Consider the following 21,592-nt stretch of genomic DNA (forward strand, 5'->3'; position numbering starts at 1 on the left):
TATAGCGCAACAGATTCACACGATCGAAACTCGAGCGTTCCATCGCCGCAACGGGGTGATCCCACGCTGGGTACAACACGAGCACTGCACACCCTCAGGTCCCCGGAGGCCCGACCATGACCGCAACGTTCTCCACCCGCGTCCTGCTCGACGTCGGTCGCGCCGAGGATCTCCCCGACGGCGAGGCCCTGCGCATCACCCCGGCCGGAGCACCGCCGATCGCGATCTTCAACGTCGGAGGTGAGTTCTTCGCCATCGACGACACCTGCACCCACCAGGACGCCTCATTGTCCGAAGGCTGGGTGGAGGATTGCGCCGTCGAATGCCCGCTCCACACAGCATGTTTCGACCTACGCACCGGAGCGGCACTGGGTGCTCCCGCGAAGATCCCCGTACGTACGCACGCCGTACACGTCGAGGACGGAGTCATCCGCATCGCGGTCACTCCGTGAAGTCGGTGACCGTGGTCGGAGCCTCGCTCGCCGGGGTGGCCGCAGCCCGTGCACTGCGCGATCAGGGTTTCGACGGCCGCATCACGATGATCGGCGACGAAGTGCACCTGCCGTACGACCGACCGCCACTGTCCAAGAGTTTCCTTCTCGGTGACGAATCCGCACTGCCACTCGACATCGACGGTCTGGACGTCGAGTGGCGTCTCGGTTGTGCGGCCACCGGCCTGTCGGGGACCACGGTCTCGACCGCATCCGGCGATATCGGCGCCGACGCGGTGGTGATCGCAACCGGAGCTGCGGCCTGCCGGCTCCCCGGCACCGTCGGGATCGACGGAATTCATGTGCTGCGCAGCCTGGACGATGCGCGTGCGCTGCGGTCTTCGCTGTCGTCGGGAGTTCGGGTCACGGTGGTCGGAGCCGGGTTCATCGGCAGCGAAGTCGCTTCCACTGCAGTAGGAATGGGCGCTTCGGTGACCGTCGTCGAAGCCTCGGAGACTCCGCTCGCTCGCGTGTTCGGCAGTGAGCTGGGCTCACTCATCGCCGGGTGGCACCGCAACGCCGGTGCGGCACTGCTGACCGGAGTATCGGTAGCCGGATTCGTCGTCCAGGCGGGCCGGGTACGTGCGGTGGAATTGGCGGACGGTTCGATGATCGAGTCCGACGTGGTCGTCCTCGGCGTCGGTTCGACGCCGAACGTCGGCTGGCTCGACGGATCCGGCCTGGACATCCACGGCGGAGTGGTGACCGATCACCGCGGCATCACCTCCAACCCAGCCGTCGTCGCCGTCGGGGACTGCGCTGCAGTGCGAGATGCCGCCGGGGTGATTCGGCGCGACGAACACTGGACCTCCGCCGCAACCCGCCCTGCCGTCGCCGTCGAGGCACTGCTGACCGGTGGGTCCAAGGGGTTCACCGGACTGCCATACGTGTGGTCCGACCAATACGCCGCGCGAATCCAGTTCGCCGGACATCACGGACCCGACTGCATCGCCGACATCGTCGAGGGCGACCCCACCACCGGGCCCTTCGTCGCTCTATACCGACACAACGACCGCCCGGTCGCCGTGCTCGCGGTGTCCTCGCCGCGATCCTTCGGCAAATGGCGCCGTCAGGTGGTCGATACCTCGACCCTGATGACCTGACCGTTCCTTGTTTCCCTCCGCCGACGGCGCTCCCCTAGGTCCACTCGATGTGACATTGACCCCCGAAAAGGCCACCGAATGTCACATTGAGTACCCACCAACGGCAACAATGGTGATCGAACACGGGAATCGATTGTCGACTTTGGGAGCAGCAATGACCGCGCTGGATGCAGTACGACGACGGTGGCCGAAGACGATGCCGCTGCAGCCGCTGCCGTCGGAGTCGTGGGCCAAGCAGGAGCCCACTTGGAAGGGTGCGAATCCGCAGGTCATCGAGTCTGCTTTGAAGCGTGCGAAGACGCGGACCTCGGGCAACTGGTTCGTCTTCGCTGCCAGTCGTGACGTCAAGGCCGACAAGCCGTTCGGTAGGTATGTCGGCACCACCGAATTGGTGGCCTGGCGGGACTCTGCGGGCAAGGTGCACATCGGGCCGGGTGCGTGCCCGCATCTGGGCGCGGCGTTGGATACCGCGAAGATCGAATGCGACACATTGGTCTGCCGCTGGCACGGTCTTGCGCTCGGGCCGAAGGGCAAGCCCGGTTGGCGTCCGGTGCCCGCGTTCGACGACGGGGTTCTGGTGTGGGTTCGGCTCGACGAGCTCGGTGGCGAGGAGCCGACGCCCGTCCCCGTGGTTCCGATCCGCCCGCCTGCTTCGACTGCCATCGCCGGTGTGGTCACTCTCGTCGGCAAGTGCGAGCCCGACGACATCATCGCCAACCGACTCGACCCCTGGCACGGTGCGTGGTTCCACCCGTACTCGTTCGCACGGCTGAAGGTGGTCAGCGCGCCCACCGACATCGATGTGCCCGAGGAGGACGATCGCTTTCTCGTCGATGTGACCTTCCGCGTCAGTCGTGGCGTCGGTGTGCCGGTGCGGGCCGAGTTCGTCTGCCCCGGTCCCCGCACCATCGTGATGCGCATCCTCGACGGTGAGGGAGCGGGCAGCGTCGTCGAAACCCATGCGACGCCGTTGGCCCCCGCACCCGACGGCACACCGCGTACCGCCGTCATCGAAGCCACGATCGCAAGTTCGGATCGACCGGGGTTCCAGATGGCGCGCAAGGCGTCCGGTCTCCTGCGACCGGCGATGAACTTCACCGCTGCGCGGTTGTGGAAGGACGATCTCGACTACGCCGAGCGACGCTACGAGCTGCGTTCGCAGGGCCGGGCTTGATCTAGCCTTCGACGAACTGGGCGAGTTGAGCGATGACGGTACCCCAGCCGTCGTGGAAGCCGTACTCCTCGTGCATCTTTCGGTCTTCTTCGTTGCGGTGCATCACGTGGGCGTTGTACTGGGTTCCGTCGGGGTGGTCGGACAGGGTGATCACCGCGGTCATGAACAGCTGCGGTGCCGGCCGCCACCCTTCGACGAGGGAGTTGGTGAACACGATGCGCTCACCGTCGTCGACGGCGAGGAAGCAGCCGTCGATGTGCGGAGCGAAGTCGCCACCGGATTCGCTGATGAGGGTCCGGAAGGCCCCACCCGGTCGCGGGTCCCAGCCGTCCACCCGGCACTGAGCAGGCGCAGGGATCCACCACTTCTCGAATTTCGACGGGTCGATCCACGCACTCCACACTGCTGCGCGTGGTGCCTTGATCACGCGTGAAATGGTCAGGTCGAGGGAAGGATCGATCGATGTCATTGCGCTTCACTTTCTTTCGCGGTGTCGGTGACGAACTGTTCGAGGCGATCGGTGCGGGATTCCCAGACGGCTCGTTGCTCGCGTAGCCAGTGATCGGCCACGTCCAGGTTGGCTCGCTCGATCGTGCATGCACGAACACGGCCCACCTTGCGCGTGCGAATCCAGCCACTGCGCTCGAGCAGATGAATGTGTTTCATGAACGACGGCAGAGTCATGTCGAACGGTTCGGCAAGTTCGCCCACCGTGGCCGGTCCGGAGCTCAACCGGCTCAACACTGCCCGCCGGGTCGGGTCGGCCAGTGCCTGAAACACATCATCGAGAACGGTCGAATACTGAGCCATAAGGCACACTATCGCCAAGTCATACTTAGTGCAAGAGCTAAGTATCGAAACCGACTTCTCTGATCACGACCCATGCTGCGGCACAGCACTATTGGATCTGAAAAATTTCTGAGAACCTCCAGAAAACCCCTTGGCACTCGAAGGGTCAGAGTGCTAATTTCTGATCTGCACAGTTGAGGAGCGACTCGCCACAGGGGTGAGCGCATCTGGGTACAGGAGGTGGTTGCTGTGCTTCGTTTCGATCCGTTCCGTGATGTCGATTCCCTCACCTCGGCCATGCTGGGTGCCTCTTCCGGTTCGGACCGCGCCCCGCGATTCATGCCGATGGACCTCTACAAAGTCGACGACCACTACGTGCTCAGTGCCGATCTTCCCGGCATCGACCCCGGATCGATCGATGTCGACGTCGACCGCGGTACGTTGACGCTCACCGCTCATCGATCCGCTCCGGAAAACACTGGGGTGCAGTGGATTACCTCGGAGCGATTCGCCGGCACGTTCCGCCGCCAGGTCTCGTTGGGTGACGGCGTCGATACCGAGCGCATCTCCGCGGCGTACGACAACGGCGTTCTGTCCATCACCATTCCCCTCGCCGAACGCGCGAAACCACGCAAGATCGACATCGCACACACCGAGCAGAAGTCCATCGAACACGAATCGACCTGACCCGAAACGGACAGCCGAACAGATCACGAAAACCATTGGGGTGATGCACTATGCCATCCGAGGCGGTGGTGTGGACGGAATCGGCCGACCGTGAGCAGTGGTGGCGCACGGTGGTGGGTGTCGAGACGAGCATCAGGGAATGCTCGACGGCGGATGTGCTCGATCAGTGTCGAGCCGAGCCTCTCGACGACGATCTCTACCCGCACACACAGCAAGCAGCGTGACGAGAAGGGCCGGTACCGAATACTCGGTGCCGGCCCTCCGTCATCGGGACCTCTACAGAGACAACGAGAAGAACGTGCTCGATGGATCGAGCACGTAGTCCGCGAACGGTGCGCACTCGACGAATCCGTGGCGCACATACAGCCTGCGTGCCGCAGCGAAGTAGTCCTGGGTTCCCGTTTCCAGGCTCACCCGCCCGTACCCACGTCGACGCGCATCGTCGAGAACATGCACGAGCAGGCGCGAGGCGACACCCTGCCCCCTCACCGCCCCCGTGGTCCGCATCGACTTCAGCTCGCCATGATCCGGGGTGAGCTCCTTCAGCGCTGCGATACCGCACAGTGTGTCGGCATCCCAAGCCGTCCACACGCAGACGTCGGACCCCCGCAGACCCGACAGATCCAGGGCATGCACACTCTCGGCAGGCGAGGTGGCGTTCATGTCCGCGAGATGCTCGGTGAGCAGCGCCTGCACCTGCGGACGCGACAGATCGTCGACCTCGATCCGCATGCCGGAACTCACCTGTTCATGAGCCTCTCGATGGCGTCGAACATCTTGAATCGCCCACTCGTCGGCACTGTTTCGATGTCGTGACCGGTGACGCCCCAGCTCGCCAACAGTGTGTTCGCGGCCTGCAGACCGGTGGTGGCCGCACGTTCCATCAGCGCCACCGGCAGATCGATACGGATTCCGTCGCCGGCAAGTACCAGTGCGGGTTCGGGGGTGCGGACGGTGGGGCGCTCGGCGAACGCGCCGAGGCCGAACATGGGGCAATCGTCACGCCACTCGGATCGTTCTGCGATCACCTCTGCATCGGCGGTTTCCGGATAGATCTCGTGCATCCGATCCATCAACTGCTGACGCGTGACCTCCTCGGATTCCTCGGCGGCGTAGGCGTGCAGTTCGACGACGGAGCCGCCGGTGCGGGCAGCCCACTGTGCGGCCTCGTCCTCGAACCGTTCGAGCACGCTGATGTTGTCGATCGGGGGCATGCCACCGGTGCCGATGAAGGCGGGTCGATCGGCGTTGACGGCCTTGCTCAACCACACACGGTGTACCAGGAACGGCGGTGTGTTCTGCAGCGCAGCAACCTGTTTGCGCCAATCGGGCGTCCCCAGCTCGGGTGACTGCTCGAGCACTCGCTGCAATCCGGCGATGTCGGTCGCCAGTACCACCGCGTCGGCGTCAATGATGCCGCCTGCGTCGACGCGAAACTTTCGCAACCCGCCGCGGCTGATCTCGCCGCACGGAGTTGAGGTTCTGATGTCGACTCCGAGTCCGGTGAGGTACTCCCCCAAGGGGTTCCACAGAGCCTGCGGGTACGGGTCACGGGGAACGTCGAAGATCAGGCCCTCGGAGGAGCCGAGGAAGTAGATGTGGAACATCATGGCGAGCTCGGCGGCAGACATCTTCTCGGGGTCGGCGAAGAAGCTGCGGGAGAACACTCCGAACGCCAGGTGCCGCGCGGCCTCGGGGAAGTTGATGTTGCGCAAGAACTCTGCGGCGGGAGTGGTGTCCAGCTCGTCGAAGGTCTTGGGCACGCTGACCGTCATCAACGGTAGTGCCGCAATACCGTTGAGGTCGGTGAGGTCCTTCCACCGGAACGTCGGACTACGTTTGACGAACGCGAAGGCGTTGAGTGGCGGCGTTTCGGGCAAGCCCTTGAATCCGTCGATCCGGCCGTCACCGTCGATCAGTGGGTAGTCGTCCACCGGACGCAGCCGAGCCAACTCGGGGTCGGTGCGACGGAGCAGGTTTCGCAGGTTGTAGTACTGCCGAAAGAACGCATGGAAGCCGCGGCTCATGGTGGCGGGTGAGCCGTCCTCGAGCGTCGTGTCCCATCCGCCGACGCGGCCGCCGAGGTAGCTCTCGCGTTCGACCACGTGCACTTTCACCCCCCGCTCGGCCAGTGCGGTGGCAGCGCTCAGACCCGCGATGCCACCGCCGACCACCACCACCTGCGGAACGTCCGCCAGCTGTGCGGCGTCGGAATATCCCTGCACCGCAGCATGAGTGACTCTCTTGGAATCGGTCAACGCTCTTCCTCCGCGGGACGAGAGCCGAGGAACGTGTGCACCACACCGTTCTGCCAACCGGTCATGGTCTCTTTGGCCACCCCGGTGTAGCCGGCTCGCTGCATCCGCCGCATGAAGGCCGAGGCACCGTCGAAGGTCACGACGCTGCGCCACAGGTGCCGGTACAGGGTGGCGTCGCGCGTCGCCAGCCAGCCGAGAGGAATGATGATGCCCCAGCTCACCACGTTCCAGGAGATCCTGGCCCGCAGCGAGTCGTGCACCGAGTACTCGTGGAATGCGATGGTCGAGCCCGGACGCAGCAGGGACAGAAGCGATTTCAGCTCCGTGTCGGGATCGTCGACGTTCCTGATGAGGTACGCGGCGAGTATCGCGTCGAACGGACCGTCCACCCCGTTGATCGCCAGATCTTCGACGCGTGAGTGCACGAACGTCACGTTCGACGGCCAGTCCTTGCTCCGCGCGACCTCGAGCATCTCGGCCGACGCGTCGGCGGCGACGATCTCGGCATGCGGCGCGGCTTCGAGCAGCGCTGCAGTGGATGCGCCTGTGCCACAACCGATGTCGAGCAGACGCAGGCCTGCACCCAGGTTCGGGATCCGCAGCCGCTTGGCCGACTTGAGCAGGTGTTCGTGGTAACCGGGGTTCGCTCCGACGAGCCGGTCGTACGCCTTGGCACCGACATCGAATGCCCCGGGAACTTCGTTGCGCGGCAGTCCGCCCTTACCGACCTTCACAGTGCCTCTTCCTTGCTGACGCGGGCCGAGGGCCCACCCTGGACCGATACGACATCACCGTGCTGCAACTGCCGTCCGCGCCGCACATCCACATCCCCGTTGACACTGACCAGACCGTCGGCGATCACGCCCTTCGCCTCGGCACCGGATTCGATGAGGTTGGCGAGCTTGAGGAATTGACCCAGTCTGATCGATTCGTCGCGGATGGGGACATCGTGTGCGTCGGACATGTCTCCATCCTGTACTAGCAAGCCGTTCGCTGCTACCAACCGGTCACATCGACGAACGGAACCGGCGCAACCGCAGGCTGTTGCTCACCACGAACACCGACGACAGCGCCATCGCGGCACCGGCGAGCATCGGGTTGAGCAGGCCCGCAGCGGCCAGCGGCACAGCGGCGACGTTGTAGGCGAAGGCCCAGAACAGGTTGCCCTTGATCGTGCTCAGGGTGCGCCGGGAGAGCCGGATGGCATCGCCCACGGCCCGTAGATCACCGCGCACCAACGTCAGGTCGCTGGCCTCGATCGCCACATCGGTGCCCGTACCCATCGCAAGACCCAGATCCGCCGTGGCGAGGGCGGCCGCGTCGTTGATGCCGTCGCCGACCATCGCCACCACCTTGCCCGACGCCTGCAGTTCCCGAACGGCATCGACCTTGCCCGTCGGCAGGACACCGGCGATGACCTCGTCGATTCCCACCTCGGCGGCGATCGTGCGAGCGGTGGCCTCGTTGTCGCCGGTCAGCATGACCGGGGTCAGGCCGAGTGCCCGCAGTTCCGCGACGGCCTGCTTCGAAGTCGGCTTGACCGAGTCGGCGACCACCAGCACTCCGCGGGCCCTGCCGTCCCAGCCGAGAGCGACGGCAGTGCGTCCCTGCCGTTCGGCGGCCTCGAAAGCATCTGCGAGTTCGGTGGGTAGAGGCATCGACCAGTCGGCCAACAACGAGCGACGCCCGACGACCGCGGCGCGACCGTCCACGACGCCCTGCACCCCGAGGCCGTCGAGGCTGGTGAATTCTTCGACGGCCATGGACCGGGTCGAACCCGCGATGGCGCGGGCGATGGGGTGTTCCGAACCCGATTCCAACGCTGCCGCCACGGCACGGACCTCGGTCTCGTCCTCACCGTCGGCCACGTGAACCGACTGCAGCGTCATCTCACCGGTGGTGACGGTCCCGGTCTTGTCGAGTACGACGGTATCGATGCGGCGCGTGGATTCGAGGATTTCCGGGCCCTTGATCAGGATCCCGAGTTGAGCGGCCCGGCCGGTGCCGACCATCAGCGCAGTCGGTGTGGCCAGGCCGAGCGCGCACGGGCACGCGATGATGAGCACGGCGACTGCAGCAGTGAACGCGCCCGCTGCGGAACTGCCTGCACCGAGCCAGAATCCGAGTGTCGCGACCGAGATCGCGATGACGATCGGCACGAAGATTCCGGAGATACGATCGGCCAATCGCTGCGCCTGCGCCTTGCCGGTCTGCGCGTCCTCGACGGCCTTCGCCATCTGCGCGAGCTGAGTGTCGGAGCCGATTCGCCTGGCTCGCACTGTGATTCGGCCACCGACGTTGAGCGTCGCGCCGACCACTGCGTCGCCGACGCCGACTTCCTCGGGCACGGATTCGCCCGTCAACATAGATCGGTCGACGGCCGAGGAGCCGCTCTCGACGGTGCCGTCGGTGGCGACCTTCTCGCCCGGACGAACGACGAACAGATCGCCGACGGCCAACTGCTCGATCGGAATCTTTTGTTCCGTATCGCCTTTCAGAACGGCCACCGTCTTGGCACCGAGGTCCATCAGAGCGCGCAGCGCCGCGCCGGCCTGGCGCTTGGATCGGCTCTCGAACCATCGTCCGGCCAGGATGAAGGTGGTAACGCCCGCTGCGGCCTCGAGGTAGATGTTGCTTGCCCCGTCCGTACGCGCGATCGTGAACTCGAACGGATGCGTCATACCCGGGGTGCCTGCGGTGCCGAAGAACAGTGCATAGAGCGACCACCCCAACGCCGCGAGGGTGCCCATGCTGACGAGGGTGTCCATGGTCGAGGTGCCGTGCCGCAGATTGGTCCATGCGGCGCGGTGGAACGGCAGCGCGCCCCATACGACCACCGGCGCGGCGAGAGTCAACGACAGCCACTGCCAGTTGGTGAACTGCAACGCCGGAATCATCGCCATCGCGATCACCGGCACGCTGAGCACCGCCGAGACGATCAGCCGCTGCTTCAACGGGTCGGCGGGAGGCTGGTCGGCCGGTTCGGCCGCAGGCAGAGAGGCGGTGTAGCCGGCAGCTTCGACGGCCGCGATCAGGTCCTCGGTGGCCACGCCGTCACTGGTGACGCGTGCCTTCTCGGTGGCGTAGTTGACCGTCGCGGATACTCCGTCGAGCTTGTTGAGCTTGCGTTCGATGCGGTTGGCGCACGACGCACAGGTCATGCCGCCGAGGATCAGTTCGGTTTCCTGGCTCATGCCTGCCCCTCCCGTGCTTCGATGGTGAATTCGGCTGTGTGCACGACGCCCCCGTGCTGAAAGTCCAGGAAGAGCGCATATGTTCCCGCGGTCGGCGCGGCGACGGTGAAGTCGACCGTCGGTCCCGGCGGCCCGTCCTCGGGGTGAACGTGTAGATAGGCGAGGTCGTCGGCGCGGAGGGCCACCAGGTGTCCGTAGGCACCGAGATACGGCTCGAGATCGGTGACCTCGCGGCCGTTCTGCGCGATCGACAAGGACACGATTGAGTTCGAGCCTGCGGTGACCGCTCCGGTGAGCGTCACCTCGTAACCGTCGACCCTCGATGTCACATTCGGTGTACTCAGGGGCTCCGGCCGATAGTCGCCGGGAACGGTCAATTCTGCCCCGAGGGTGATGTTCTCCCCGCCGGCCGGGGTGAAGTCGGCGAACAGGCGGTACGGCCCGGATCGGGTGAGATCGAGAGTCGTCGACCATGTTCCCGACGCGTCGCGCGTCGGATGGACGTGCTGGAAGTCGGTCAGATCCCGCCGAACGACGATGAGGTGCAGTTCCTCGGTGTGCATGACGTCGTAGTCGGTCAGTGCCGCCCCGTCCGGTCCGCTGATCGTGAAGGCGACCGGTACGTCCGGTCCCGATTCGACGACCGATCGTTCGAGCGAGAGTGTGTAGCCGTCCTGGGTGGCCTGGAGCCCGGCTGGCACTGCGGCCGGGGCAGCCGTCTCGTCGTGCGCGTCGTGGCCGGTGTGCGACGCGGCTGCGGTCGCCTGGGCGTCGGGTCCGATCTTGTCCCCGACGAACAGCGCCGCCAGGAACAGGAACGCCATCCCGACGAAAAATCCGACGAGCTTGGTGGGTGCGTCGAGCTCCTGCCGTTCTGTGTTCACGGCACTACCCTACCCCCCCAGGGTATCTAATCGGTAGTTCCGAGTGTCATCTTGTATCCGACGTGGGCGAGCCCGGGAATGACGGTCTACTGCAGCGCTCCCACCACCTCGTCACCGTGCACCGCCACGACCTGCAGGTTTCGCGGGTCCGATGAGATGTCGTCGAAGGCGGTGCGATACCGATCCATGTCATCGGCGCGCTCCCGCGTGAGACCCAGCGGGTCGTCGACGAGCAGAGCCACGATCGTTTGGAGGTCCGACGCCACCGCCTCGCGCACGACGCAGGTCGACCCATCGGTCAGGTCGAATTCCGTCGATGTCATTCGTCTGCGAAAAGCCATGCGTACGACGGTAAATGATGCGGTTTGTAACGCGAACGACCCGACCGACGAAACCCCGGGTAACCCATTGGCAACTGCAGTGGGGATCGGTTCGGGCGGACATGATGGGGATCGAAGACATGAATGTTGGCAAGTCGAAGCGTGCGCGCGTCGCGCTGAGCGCGTTTGCGATCGGAGCCCTCGGTGCCGGAGTAGTCGTTGCCGCACCGTGGTCGACTCCGTCCACGAGCACCGAGGCATCGATCGAACTGGTCTCGACCGCAACCTGCTACGACATGGTGAGCATCGCTATCGGCGGCCGCGGCGACACCCCGCGCGAGGGCGTCAAGTGGCTCACCACCCCCGAGGGCGAGCGGCTCCCCGCAGCGATGTCCGGCGACTACTCCAGCGACTGGATCGACCAGGCCGTCCGTGCGCCCAACAACGGCAACGTGGTTCCGGACTCCTACGCCGCGGTGTACGTCGAATATCCGGCAGACCTGGCGAGCTACGAGAACGCCGTACAGACCGGCGTCACCAACTCGCAGACCATCATGAGGACGATCTCGGCGTCCTGCCCCAAGACCCGCTTCGCCATCGTCGGCTACAGCGAGGGCGCAGACGTTGCCCGCCGCACCGCGATGGAGGTCGGTAACCAGGTTGCGTCCGCCGACGGCACCTACGGAATCGTCGACCCCAACCAGGTCGTCGGTGTCGTCATCTTCGCCGACGCCGGCCGCGTCGCCGGGGAAGGACCGTTCCCCGGCGCCGAGAACCCGTTCAGCAATCCGGACGGCTTCGACACCCGGTACCAGAACGGCAACAACGCAATTCCCGGTCAAGGAGCACTACCCGGTACGTCCGGTGGATTCGGAGCGCTCGACGGCCGAGTGGCGTCCTTCTGCTCCGACGGCGACCTCACCTGCGCACTGCCCGCCAACACGTCACTGATTCACCTCGCCGCCAACGTCGGTCGCCAGGTCAACGCCGACGCGCTGCAGAACGAGAACCTCAACCCCGCCACCGGTGCCGATCTGGCGCTGGCACTGGGACGCATCGCCGTCAATGCCTTCAACGACATTGCTTCTCAGCCCAATTGGATGCAGAGTGACGAGACGTTCCTCGACGTGCTGATCAAGGTGTCGGAGCCCGGCTACAAGCCCGGCACAGTGACCACTCCGGTCTCGGCCAAGGTCGACGGCGAGCAGGAGCCCATCGAGACCGGTCAGATGGTCGACATGGTGTACCTGCCGCAGAAGATCTTCAAGGAGATCACCGGATTCATCTCCTCGAACCAGAACACCATCCCCGTCGTGATGAACGACCCGTACGGCCTCACCCTGGCACCCGGATCGGGACACCACTTCGACTACTGGCGCGACGCCGACGCTGCCAACGGCAAGCCACTGACCTCGGTGCAGTACGCAGCGGCCTGGCTGACCCAGCTGGCCGAGCAGGCCAACCGGGGCGAGCCGGTGAAGACCAAAGAGGTGCAGGAGAAGGCCGGACGTGCAGCGGTCGAGACGATCGTGGCACCTGTGACCACGTCGGCAACGACGACTCCGAAGGCCACCGCGACCACCCCGGCAACCCCGGCAACCCCGTCGCCGATCGTGACCACCACCGTTCCGGTTGTGCCTGCACCCGTCACCACCGCCGAGACACCGGCACCCGCCGTCGTCGCGACGACCCCCGAGTGCACGATCCCCGTCGAGGGTGAAACCCCCGTCGAGGGAGCACCGCCGGTCTGCGTCACCGCAACCGAGACGGCTGCCGAGTCCGTGATTCCCATGACCACCGAGGTTGTACCTGCGCCGTAGTCCAGTGCAGAACGCTCACGAGCCCGTCCACCGCAGTCATCGGGTGGGCGGGCTCGTGCGCTGTCGCATCAAGCGGTTTGCCGTCGAATTCACCGGACTCAGGCCGTGCCGCGTAGCTTCCCTCGGATCACGATGCCCACGATCCTCGACATGCACCATGGCAATCGCCAGAGGTACCGCTACGACCAGCCACAACAGCGGGGACAGCGGCAGTCCACCTCGGCCGAGCAGCGCGTCGGTGATGAGCGTGGCACCGAAATACGAGGGCAAGAACATCGCCACGGCGAGGAAGAACCCCGATGTCACATCGGAGACGTCGTCGGGCAGATCCGTGTTCCGGTTGTGATCGGCCATCCCATGCAGGCTACGGCCACGGTGCCGTCGCGGGAATGGACGCTGTCGGCAGCTACCGAGCCGCCGGATTCTGGGCGGGTCTGCGCATCAGCACTGAGCAGGCAACCGTCACCACCGCAACGACCACGAGCCCGGCCAGCGACAACACCAGGTGGTCGGGCTCGCTCGTGCGGGTGGCGACCGCGTTGTCCGAAGACAATGACAGCCCCGCTTGGTAGCTCGCGGCGAACACCGTCACCGGCAGCGACATGGTGAACAACGCAGGCAACGCGACGGCCAGCGAACCCGGCGCCGTCGACAACACGGACACCAGCGCGTACGCGACGACGAACGGCAGAGCGAACTGCGACAACGACGGCAGAGCGACGTAGCCCTCGATCAGAGATGCACCGGCAACGACGAGCAGCCCACCCAGTCCGACGTACAGCTGCGGCCACCGGTAGCCGATCCCCGCTCCGACGACCAGCAACGCGACACTCACGGCGAGTTGCAGCGAATCCTCGACGGCGAATCCCATCGACCCGATCGTGGCCGACGCGAACAGCACCAGCAGTACGCGCCCGTCCCGGCCGGGGAATGCGAACGCGGCCACCACAGCAAGAACGGCCATACCGGCAAGTGCACCGAGCCAGACGGCATCCCCACTGTCGTGGCCGCCGGCGAACCAACTCACAACACCGGCAGCTATGGGCAGCGGAAGTCCGACCAGCAGAGTCCGTCGGGTCTCGTGCGACTGCAACGCCACATCGCGGTGTGCCTGGTAGAGCGAGAGCGCCGTACCCAGTGCCGCAATCACCATGACGATCGCTCGCTCCGGAACCACCGCATCCTCGGCACCGACGACATCCCACACGAACACGGGACCGTCGTCGGCTTGCAACAGGGCATCCAGCGCTGTGCCGAGAAGACCGGCTCCGATCGCCGCGACGGCCAGCGATGCCTGCGCTCCGCGATGTCGCCCCGCGAGTACGGCGGAGGCGCCGAGCAGGGCACCTGCGCCCACTGCGCCGGCCCAGTCGCCGAACATCCCGGTCACCATGCCGACTGTCCGGAACACGACGACGAGTACTGCTCCGATCGCCACGACGAGCACACCCCGCGCACTCGAACGCGCGAGCGCGACGCTCACCAGGCAGGCGATCAACGCGAGGACGGTGAGCCCGTTGACGATCGTTGTCGGTGAACCGAATTCGGCCGTGCTGCTCAGCAGGGAGTCGAAGGGTCGGATATCACTGACCGCATAGCCGACGACGAAGCCGGCCAGGATCATCGACAGTACTTTCATACTGTCGATCATGCCGTCAGCCGAATTTCACTCCCTGCGCCAGGGGCAGTTCGTTGGAGTAGTTGACGGTGTTGGTTGCGCGGCGCATGTATGCCTTCCATGCGTCCGAACCGGATTCACGTCCGCCGCCGGTTTCCTTCTCTCCGCCGAATGCCCCGCCGATCTCGGCGCCGGACGGTCCGATGTTGACGTTGGCGATACCGCAGTCCGAGCCGGCAGCGGACAGGAAGCGCTCGGCTTCACGCAGGTCGGTGGTGAAGATCGACGACGAAAGACCCTGCGGCACATCGTTGTGCAGTGCTATGGCCTCGTCGAGGGTGTCGTACGTCAGCACGTACATGATGGGGGCAAACGTCTCGTGCTTGACGATGTCGGTCTGCGCGGGCATCGTCACGATCGCGGGCTGAACGTAGAACGAATACTCGTCGACCACGTTCACCCGCTCCCCGCCGACCACCACTGTTCCGCCGTCGGATACCGCGGCTTCGAGCGCCTTCTGGTACCCCGCGAACGCACCGGCGTCGATGAGCGGGCCCACCAGAGTGTCTGTGGCCAAGGGAGATCCGATGGAGAGCGTCTCGTAGGCCGCGACCAGCTTTGCGACCAGTTCCTCCGCGACCGAGGAATGCACGATGACGCGTCGCAGCGAGGTGCAGCGCTGACCGGCCGTCCCGGCGGCCGAGAACACCAGTCCACGCGTCGTCAGATCGAGATCGGCCGACGGCGTCACGATCGCGGCATTGTTTCCACCGAGTTCGAGCAACACCCGGCCGAATCGCTCGGCGACCCGAGGTGCGACGGCACGGCCCATTCTCGTCGAGCCGGTGGCCGACACCAACGCAACTCGCGAATCATCCACCAGCGCTTCGCCGGACGCGCGATCACCGATCACCAGCTGTGCGATCTTGGGGTCCACGCCCGCGGCAGCGGCGGCACGCTCGAACAGCGCCTGCACTCCGACGGCGGTCAGCGGAGTCTTCTCCGACGGCTTCCAGATGACGGTGTCTCCTGCGACCAGAGCAAGTGCGGTATTCCAACTCCACACGGCGACAGGGAAATTGAAGGCGGTGATGACACCGACGACACCGAGCGGATGCCATTGCTCCATCATCCGATGCCCGGGCCGTTCGGTGGCGATCGTGTTGCCGTACAGCTGACGCGAGAGTCCGACGGCGAAGTCGCAGATGTCGATCATCTCCTGCACCTCACCGAGCCCCTCGGAGACGATCTTTCCGGCCTCGATGGACACCAGCGCGCCCAGATCCTCTTTGTGTACGCGCAGCAGTTCGCCCAGTTCCCGAATCACCTGACCACGTGCCGGAGCGGGCACCTGCGACCACGACACGAACGCGGTGCGCGCGTCGGCGACGACGGCCTCGACGTCGGCAGCCGAGGCCGACGCCAGCGACGCCAGGTTCCCTCCGGTGATCGGCGATCGCGCGATGATCGCGTCGGGTCCCGCGGGGGCGTCGAGCGCGATCGTGGCACCCAGCCGGTCGAGGATGGCGCGAGTGCGCACACTCAACTCGTCGTGGGTGATGGATGCAGACATGCGCGTACACCTTCCGTGAAGAGAACCGAACCGTCGGAGATCAGCCTACCGACGACGATCACAACAGTATAATTTCCTGTCATATGGACTTGCTTACGGAATTTTAACGCGTATCTTCGTCTTCATGACGCAAGTATTACAGCGCACCGGAGTGACCATCGATGCCTCCAACGTCCGCGACGTGATCGGCGAACACCTGTTGGCCGACGGTTTCGAGTTGGTACTGGACCTCGATGCTTCGACCGGGTGCACCCTGGTCGACGCCAGAGACGGCACCCGCTATCTGGACCTGTTCACCTTCTTTGCGTCCAATGCGCTGGGCATGAACCATCCCGCCCTGATCGACGACCCGGAGTTTCGGGCCGATCTCATGCAGGCGGCGATGAACAAGCCCAGCAACTCCGACATCTACACCGTGCCCATGGCCCGATTCGTCGACACGTTCGCGCGGGTTCTCGGTGACGCTCGCCTACCCCACCTGTTCTTCGTCGAGGGCGGAGCACTGGCGGTGGAGAACGCGTTGAAGGTCGCCTTCGACTGGAAGTCACGGTGGAACGAGCGCAACGGCATCGATCCCTCGTTGGGCTCGCAGGTGATGCACTTCGAGCACGCATTCCACGGACGCTCGGGCTACACGATGTCGCTGACGAACACCGACCCGAACAAGGTCGCCCGCTTCCCGAAATTCGACTGGCCGCGCATCCCGTCCCCCTTCATCAGATCCGACGCGAACATGGACGAACTCGAGGACGCATCGCTGGCGGCAGCCCGCATGGCGTTCGAGGCCAATCCGCACGACATCGCCTGCGCCATCATCGAACCCATCCAGGGCGAGGGTGGAGACCATCACTTCCGGCCGCGCTTCCTGCAGAAGCTGCGCGAGCTGTGCCACGAGTTCGACGCGCTGTTCGTGATGGACGAGGTGCAGACCGGTGCCGGAATGACCGGCACCGCATGGGCATTTCAGCAGCTGGGCGTCGTCCCCGATGTCGTCGCCTTCGGTAAGAAGGTTCAGGTCTGCGGCGTCATGGCCGGCGGTCGCGTCGACGACATCGACGACAATGTCTTCGCTGTCAGCTCCCGCATCAACTCGACGTGGGGTGGCAACCTCACCGACATGGTGCGGTCGCGTCGAATTCTGGAAGTGGTCGAATCCGAGAAGCTCATCGACCGCGCCGGTGAGCTCGGAGCAGTGCTGTTGAACATGTTGCAGGAGTTGGCAACTCGACACACGATTGTATCCGAGGTCCGCGGACGCGGGCTGATGTGCGCCTTCTCCCTGCCCGACGCCTCCACCCGCGACCGAGTGATCGAGCTGTTGCGCACCGAGGAACATGTACTGGCGCTCGGCTGCGGCGAGTCGGCAGTGCGATTCCGCCCTGCACTGACGATCACCGAAACCGAGCTGACCCAGGCCGTCCAGTCCATCGACCGGGTGCTGAGGATGCTCTGACATTGTCAGGTAACTCTTGACAACATGGTCGGCCTGCTGTCAGGCTTTTCCTGACACAGGAGGTCGGTCATGGATCCCATCACCCTCGCAGCCGAGGCTGATATCACCGCTGCAACGCGGGCGGTCGTAACAGCGGCAGCCACCGAAGCGGGCCGTATCGCAGACGAGATCATCGGCACCGGTCCGCTGCCGGGCACCCCGGAATGGGAGGCCGATCAATCTTCCGATCTGCCCGCACGTCGGAGTCTCGCGTGGCATCTACTCAGCCTGCGCGTGCAACTGGCGGCAGGCCTGGACGGCATCGAAACCGTGGTGGTGCTCCGGGTTCAGGGTGCAACGTGGGCGACGATCGGGACGGCCGTCGGCATGTCGCGGCAATCCGCGCACGAGCGGTGGGGTGCCCGCTCGGCGGCGATTCTCGATCCGGTCGGCGACGGTCTGCCCGAGATCGTGCCGAACGACAGTCCGGCCTGAATCACAACAACATTCGCTCTGCGCCCTCTGCCACGGCATCGGCTGCCCGTTGGAGTGCGGCGGACGACAACGACCACTGCTGCCAATACAGCGTCACGTCGTCGATTCCGTTGTCGTCGAAGCACATCAGCGTCGCGCGGGCCTGAAGATCCGGAATCATGCCCCAGCCGAAGCCGAGGTCGACGGCCCGTGCGTAATCCGAGGACGCAGGCACCAGATGTCTCGGCGGCTCATGCGGTTCGACATCGAATCGCTGTAAGTAGTTGTCCTGCAACCGGTCGTCGGCATCGAACACCACCACCGGCGCGGAGCGCAAGGCCTCTGCCGTCACTCCTGCGGTGAACCACCGTTCGATGAACTCGGGTGTGGCCGACGGCCGGTAGCGCATCGCACCGAGGCGTCGGACGGTGCAGCCACGAACCGGATCGGCAACGGACGTTATTGCGGCAGAGACGATCCCGTCGTGCAGCAACTGCGCCGTCCGGTCCTGATCCTGTCGATGCAGATCGAAGGTGGTGTTGCGCGCCAGTGAAGAGAGCGCGGGCAACACCCAGGTCGCCATCGAATCCGCATTGACGGCGAGCGAAATCGGCGCGGCGACGCCGTCGTCACTCAGTTCGGCACGAGTCTGCTCGGTGAGAGTGTCGATCTGGCGCGCCAGACGCAGCACTGCGACGCCCGACTGAGTTGCGACCACCGGCTTGCTCCGCTGGACCAGAGTCCGGCCGAGTGATTGCTCCAGTGACTTGATGCGCTGACTGATCGCCGAGGGCGTCACGTATAGCGCGCGGGCCGCGGCTTCGAACGTTCCGCTGTCGACCACGGCCCTCAGGGCTCTGAGCTGCTCGATCTCCATCAGATGAAGCTACGCTAATTGTTCCTGAAATACATTCGCTGGACCTAATGACGGCTCGCTCCTAACGTTGCCGTCATGACCTCCCTTGCGGCCGCACAATCGACCCTCACCGGACTGGGCGTCGGACTTTCCCTCATCGTCGCCATCGGAGCGCAGAACGCCTTCGTGCTGCGCAAGGGGCTGCAACGAGCCCACGTATTACCGGTGGTCGCGGTGTGCGCACTGTCCGATGCGGTCCTCATCCTGGCCGGGGTGGCTGGAATCGGTGTCCTCGTGGATCGATTTCCCGTGGCTCTGCGGATCGTGACCGTCCTGGGTGCTCTGTTTCTCCTCGTCTACGGTCTGATGGCGTTGAACCGCGCCCGAACACCTGCTGCCATGACCTCCCAGGTGGAGGGAACGGGTTCGCTGATCGCCGCCCTTGCCACCTGCCTGGCCCTGACCTGGCTCAATCCGCATGTCTACCTCGACACCGTGGTGTTTCTCGGCTCGATCGGCAACCGACAGCCGGGGGACTTGCGGTGGTGGTTCGCCGTCGGCGCGATGCTGGGCAGCGTCCTGTGGTTCACCGCCCTGGGCTACGGATCACGGGTGCTCAGTCCGCTGTTCGCCAAGCCCGCGGCGTGGCGAGTACTCGACCTCGGCATCGGAGCGATGATGCTCACCCTGGCTGCTCTGCTGGTTTTCGGCTGAGCCACGACACTCGAGACGTTCGCAGCACTTGATCGGTGGTACAACGAGTGATCTGATAGTCGCGAAAGACCGACCGCGCGGTCTCGAAAAGACTGGAGGATTTTCCGTGCCGTACCTCGGCCTGCTGATCATGCTGCTGTCGATCTTCTGTTTGATCGACGTCATCACCGCCGACGATTCGAGAATCCGGCACCTCCCGAAGATCGTCTGGCTGCTGCTCGTCATCGTTCTGCCGCTCGCCGGGTCCATTGCGTGGCTCATCGTCGGCCGGCCCGAGAACGGCGGCATCTGGGGTGGCAGCGGTGCACCGCGTACTGCGTCGGCCTATCCCGAGTACGACGCAAGACCCGGACGTGCCGTCGCCCAGTCGCAGGAAAGCGACGAGGAGTTCCTACGCCGCTGCCGCGCCCGCGCCGAGGAGCAGCGTCGCATCGCCCGCGAACAGCGCAAGAGCGAATGAGCCGACAACTAGAGAAGCCATGGCCAAGCTGACGACGTTTCCCGAACCGAACTCCGCCCTCTCCGATCCCGCCGACCTGTTTCGCGAGTACCTGCGCTTCTATCGCGGCGAGTTGGTTCGGCGCATCACTGCACTGAGCGGCGATTCCTTGACCACCACAGCCCTACCCTCCGAGTGGACCCCACTACAGATGCTGACCCATCTGGTGCACATGGAGCAGCGCTGGTTCGTCTGGGGATTTCTCGGCAGGGCAGTCGACGCGCCGTGGGGTGACGAGAAAGACGGCTCCTGGCATGTGCCGGCCGAAGTGGACGCCGAGACCCTGCTGACCAGGCTCGACGACGGTGCCCGGCTCACCGAAGAAGTACTGAGCACACATCGGATGGACGAATTGGCAACTCTCGGTGGAAGATTCACCGATGAGCGGCCGACTCTGATCTGGATCTGCTTCCATGTACTCCAGGAATACGCCCGTCACCTCGGCCACCTCGACGTCGCAGTCGAACTGGCCGGCGGGCCGAGAGGTGAGGGACCGGCATGAGAATCGACATCACCAGCGTCTTCGTCGACGATCAGAGCAAAGCGCTGACGTTCTACACCGAGGTACTGGGATTCGTCGTCAAGCACGACGTAGCAATGGGTGGCCCCGATCGTTGGCTCACGGTCGTCTCGCCGCAGGATCCTGAAGGCACCGAGTTGCTGCTCGAGCCCAGCGGTCATCCCGCAACCGCACCGTTCAAGGACGCACTGTTCGCGGACGGCATCCCGTTCACACAGTTCGCGGTGGACAGTGTTGCAGCAGAATACGATCGGCTCATCGGCCTGGGCGTTCGGTTCACTCAGCAGCCCACCGAGATGGGCCCGGTGATCACTGCGGTGTTCGACGACACCTGCGGCAACCTGATTCAGATCATCGCTCCGTCGAGCTGACGCCTCAGAGGTTCGCGTACAGATCGACGGTGGTGCCGTCGGGATCGTGTACGACGGCATAACGCTGCCCCCAGAACGCATCCCACGGCTGCAGGTGTCCGGTGTACCCCGCCTCGGTCACCGCTGCCCACGCCGCGTCCACTCCGGCGGCGGAACCGCAATCGAACGCGAGCGCGACGCGGTGGCCCCCGCTGGGCGGCGTCCACGTCGGATCGAACGACGTGATGGTGGACGGCAGGTCGAACAGCAACCTGACGCCGCCGAGGTCGACCTCTACGTGCTGCTCGGCATCGGCGTCGGCCGGAATGTCCAGTCCCAGAACGCGATAGAACGCCAGAGCTGCGGCCATATCGGCGACGACGATCTCGATTCCTGCCAGACGTGGTTTCACGACGACAAGGCTAGCCGTGTCAGCCCCAGTTCGCGGCATTGGTCAGACAGAACGGATGCCCGGCCGGATCCAGCAGCACCCGCCAGGTATCGCCCGGCTGGTCCTCGGGCAGCGTCGCACCCAGCTCCACCGCAGCCGACGCCGCGACATCGAGGTCATCGACCGCCAGATCGAAGTGAAACTGCTTGCTGCCGTTGGCGTTGGGCCACGACGGCGGTTGGTAATCGTCGACGCGACCGAATCCGAGCGCACTGCTCGGACCCTGCAGCATCGCGTAGTCCTGCTCCGCGTGCACGACGCTCCAGCCCAGCAACGACGACCAGAATTCCGCGCTGGCCGTAGGGTCTGCACAGTCCAGGGTGACCATCTTCAGCGTGGCAACGGGTGTCTGGGTCATGGTGTTCTCCTTTTCGTGTCGGACCAG

General features: G+C 64.9%; 27 protein-coding genes. 12 read left to right on the forward strand and 15 right to left on the reverse strand.

Going from position 1 to position 21,592, the window contains the following annotated elements; all coding sequences use genetic code 11:
- The first annotated feature begins 116 nt into the window (after positions 1–116).
- From CH276_RS09130 to CH276_RS09140, 3 genes are all read left to right on the forward strand, one after another.
- Positions 117–452 carry a bifunctional 3-phenylpropionate/cinnamic acid dioxygenase ferredoxin subunit gene (locus tag CH276_RS09130; RefSeq protein WP_176459175.1) on the forward strand — a complete coding sequence of 112 codons (336 nt, stop codon included), beginning with the start codon at positions 117–119 and terminating at the stop codon, positions 450–452.
- Complete coding sequence (locus CH276_RS09135; protein WP_176459176.1) at positions 449–1,594, forward strand: NAD(P)/FAD-dependent oxidoreductase; 1,146 nt, start codon at positions 449–451, stop codon at positions 1,592–1,594. Before CH276_RS09130 ends, CH276_RS09135 begins: the two co-directional genes overlap by 4 nt.
- 154 nt (positions 1,595–1,748) lie before the next feature.
- A complete protein-coding gene (locus tag CH276_RS09140) occupies positions 1,749–2,768 on the forward strand; it encodes a DUF5914 domain-containing protein (RefSeq protein ID WP_176459177.1) in 1,020 nt (339 codons plus the stop codon).
- Between the two features lies 1 nt (position 2,769).
- Here CH276_RS09140 and CH276_RS09145 read toward each other — a convergent pair whose 3' ends face one another.
- Positions 2,770–3,237: an SRPBCC family protein gene (locus tag CH276_RS09145; RefSeq protein WP_094628920.1), complete on the reverse strand. Its 468-nt coding sequence runs from the start codon at positions 3,235–3,237 to the stop codon at positions 2,770–2,772.
- Positions 3,234–3,578: an ArsR/SmtB family transcription factor gene (locus tag CH276_RS09150; protein ID WP_032397064.1), complete on the reverse strand. Its 345-nt coding sequence runs from the start codon at positions 3,576–3,578 to the stop codon at positions 3,234–3,236. The genes CH276_RS09145 and CH276_RS09150 overlap by 4 nt, the downstream gene beginning before the upstream one ends.
- A 228-nt stretch (positions 3,579–3,806) precedes the next feature.
- Between CH276_RS09150 and CH276_RS09155 the strand changes: the two genes are divergently transcribed.
- Both CH276_RS09155 and CH276_RS28425 read left to right on the forward strand, forming a co-directional pair.
- Positions 3,807–4,244 (forward strand): Hsp20/alpha crystallin family protein, encoded by a 438-nt coding sequence (locus CH276_RS09155; protein WP_045200692.1) that lies wholly within the window; start codon positions 3,807–3,809, stop codon positions 4,242–4,244.
- Between the two features lie 50 nt (positions 4,245–4,294).
- Positions 4,295–4,468, forward strand: coding sequence for a hypothetical protein (locus CH276_RS28425; RefSeq protein ID WP_155290817.1), 174 nt, complete (start codon positions 4,295–4,297; stop codon positions 4,466–4,468).
- Between the two features lie 52 nt (positions 4,469–4,520).
- Here the strand turns inward: CH276_RS28425 and CH276_RS09160 are convergent, their stop codons facing one another.
- From CH276_RS09160 to CH276_RS09190, 7 genes are all read right to left on the reverse strand, one after another.
- Complete coding sequence (locus tag CH276_RS09160; protein WP_094629201.1) at positions 4,521–4,976, reverse strand: GNAT family N-acetyltransferase; 456 nt, start codon at positions 4,974–4,976, stop codon at positions 4,521–4,523.
- 8 nt (positions 4,977–4,984) lie between these two features.
- A complete protein-coding gene (locus CH276_RS09165; RefSeq protein ID WP_032397063.1) occupies positions 4,985–6,502 on the reverse strand; it encodes an NAD(P)/FAD-dependent oxidoreductase in 1,518 nt (505 codons plus the stop codon).
- Entirely contained in the window at positions 6,499–7,236 is a 738-nt protein-coding gene (locus CH276_RS09170) for a class I SAM-dependent methyltransferase (RefSeq protein WP_094628922.1), read from the reverse strand. Before CH276_RS09170 ends, CH276_RS09165 begins: the two co-directional genes overlap by 4 nt.
- Positions 7,233–7,466 carry an RNA-binding S4 domain-containing protein gene (locus tag CH276_RS09175; protein ID WP_032397061.1) on the reverse strand — a complete coding sequence of 78 codons (234 nt, stop codon included), beginning with the start codon at positions 7,464–7,466 and terminating at the stop codon, positions 7,233–7,235. Before CH276_RS09175 ends, CH276_RS09170 begins: the two co-directional genes overlap by 4 nt.
- 43 nt (positions 7,467–7,509) lie before the next feature.
- Positions 7,510–9,696: a heavy metal translocating P-type ATPase gene (locus tag CH276_RS09180; protein ID WP_094628924.1), complete on the reverse strand. Its 2,187-nt coding sequence runs from the start codon at positions 9,694–9,696 to the stop codon at positions 7,510–7,512.
- Entirely contained in the window at positions 9,693–10,580 is an 888-nt protein-coding gene (locus CH276_RS09185) for a hypothetical protein (protein WP_254923852.1), read from the reverse strand. The genes CH276_RS09180 and CH276_RS09185 overlap by 4 nt, the downstream gene beginning before the upstream one ends.
- Positions 10,581–10,666: 86 nt before the next feature.
- On the reverse strand, positions 10,667–10,921 hold the full coding sequence (locus CH276_RS09190) for a hypothetical protein (RefSeq protein ID WP_141214683.1): 255 nt from the start codon (positions 10,919–10,921) through the stop codon (positions 10,667–10,669).
- 104 nt (positions 10,922–11,025) lie between these two features.
- Here CH276_RS09190 and CH276_RS09195 point away from each other — a divergent pair, with 104 nt between their 5' ends.
- Positions 11,026–12,720 carry a cutinase family protein gene (locus tag CH276_RS09195; RefSeq protein ID WP_094629203.1) on the forward strand — a complete coding sequence of 565 codons (1,695 nt, stop codon included), beginning with the start codon at positions 11,026–11,028 and terminating at the stop codon, positions 12,718–12,720.
- 36 nt (positions 12,721–12,756) lie between these two features.
- Here the strand turns inward: CH276_RS09195 and CH276_RS09200 are convergent, their stop codons facing one another.
- The 3 genes from CH276_RS09200 to amaB are packed head-to-tail and all read right to left on the reverse strand — an operon-like array spanning position 12,757 to position 15,911.
- Positions 12,757–13,074 carry a hypothetical protein gene (locus tag CH276_RS09200; protein ID WP_094628928.1) on the reverse strand — a complete coding sequence of 106 codons (318 nt, stop codon included), beginning with the start codon at positions 13,072–13,074 and terminating at the stop codon, positions 12,757–12,759.
- A gap of 52 nt (positions 13,075–13,126) precedes the next feature.
- Positions 13,127–14,359 (reverse strand): hypothetical protein, encoded by a 1,233-nt coding sequence (locus tag CH276_RS09205; RefSeq protein WP_094628930.1) that lies wholly within the window; start codon positions 14,357–14,359, stop codon positions 13,127–13,129.
- Positions 14,360–14,375: 16 nt separating this feature from the next.
- Positions 14,376–15,911 carry an L-piperidine-6-carboxylate dehydrogenase gene (amaB, locus tag CH276_RS09210; protein ID WP_094628932.1) on the reverse strand — a complete coding sequence of 512 codons (1,536 nt, stop codon included), beginning with the start codon at positions 15,909–15,911 and terminating at the stop codon, positions 14,376–14,378.
- Between the two features lie 124 nt (positions 15,912–16,035).
- Here amaB and lat point away from each other — a divergent pair, with 124 nt between their 5' ends.
- Positions 16,036–17,364: an L-lysine 6-transaminase gene (gene lat, locus CH276_RS09215; protein WP_094628934.1), complete on the forward strand. Its 1,329-nt coding sequence runs from the start codon at positions 16,036–16,038 to the stop codon at positions 17,362–17,364.
- A 69-nt stretch (positions 17,365–17,433) separates the two neighbouring features.
- Positions 17,434–17,838 carry a hypothetical protein gene (locus CH276_RS09220; RefSeq protein ID WP_045197865.1) on the forward strand — a complete coding sequence of 135 codons (405 nt, stop codon included), beginning with the start codon at positions 17,434–17,436 and terminating at the stop codon, positions 17,836–17,838.
- Position 17,839: 1 nt separating this feature from the next.
- Here CH276_RS09220 and CH276_RS09225 read toward each other — a convergent pair whose 3' ends face one another.
- Positions 17,840–18,694 (reverse strand): LysR family transcriptional regulator ArgP, encoded by an 855-nt coding sequence (locus CH276_RS09225; RefSeq protein ID WP_176459178.1) that lies wholly within the window; start codon positions 18,692–18,694, stop codon positions 17,840–17,842.
- Positions 18,695–18,769: 75 nt separating this feature from the next.
- Here CH276_RS09225 and CH276_RS09230 point away from each other — a divergent pair, with 75 nt between their 5' ends.
- The 4 genes from CH276_RS09230 to CH276_RS09245 all read left to right on the forward strand — a co-directional run bounded on the left by CH276_RS09230 (position 18,770) and on the right by CH276_RS09245 (position 20,777).
- A complete protein-coding gene (locus CH276_RS09230) occupies positions 18,770–19,387 on the forward strand; it encodes a LysE/ArgO family amino acid transporter (RefSeq protein ID WP_045197862.1) in 618 nt (205 codons plus the stop codon).
- A 106-nt stretch (positions 19,388–19,493) separates the two neighbouring features.
- Positions 19,494–19,847, forward strand: a complete 354-nt coding sequence (locus CH276_RS09235) for a PLD nuclease N-terminal domain-containing protein (RefSeq protein WP_032397050.1) — start codon at positions 19,494–19,496, stop codon at positions 19,845–19,847.
- Between the two features lie 19 nt (positions 19,848–19,866).
- Positions 19,867–20,388: a mycothiol transferase gene (locus CH276_RS09240; RefSeq protein WP_032397049.1), complete on the forward strand. Its 522-nt coding sequence runs from the start codon at positions 19,867–19,869 to the stop codon at positions 20,386–20,388.
- Positions 20,385–20,777, forward strand: coding sequence for a VOC family protein (locus tag CH276_RS09245; RefSeq protein WP_045197856.1), 393 nt, complete (start codon positions 20,385–20,387; stop codon positions 20,775–20,777). Before CH276_RS09240 ends, CH276_RS09245 begins: the two co-directional genes overlap by 4 nt.
- A gap of 4 nt (positions 20,778–20,781) precedes the next feature.
- Here CH276_RS09245 and CH276_RS09250 read toward each other — a convergent pair whose 3' ends face one another.
- Entirely contained in the window at positions 20,782–21,207 is a 426-nt protein-coding gene (locus CH276_RS09250) for a VOC family protein (RefSeq protein WP_094628938.1), read from the reverse strand.
- Positions 21,188–21,565, reverse strand: coding sequence for a VOC family protein (locus CH276_RS09255; RefSeq protein ID WP_094628940.1), 378 nt, complete (start codon positions 21,563–21,565; stop codon positions 21,188–21,190). The genes CH276_RS09250 and CH276_RS09255 overlap by 20 nt, the downstream gene beginning before the upstream one ends.
- Positions 21,566–21,592: the final 27 nt, after the last annotated feature.

The sequence above is a fragment of the Rhodococcus sp. 06-470-2 genome (assembly GCF_002258235.1).
Taxonomy (GTDB): Bacteria; Actinomycetota; Actinomycetes; order Mycobacteriales; family Mycobacteriaceae; genus Rhodococcoides.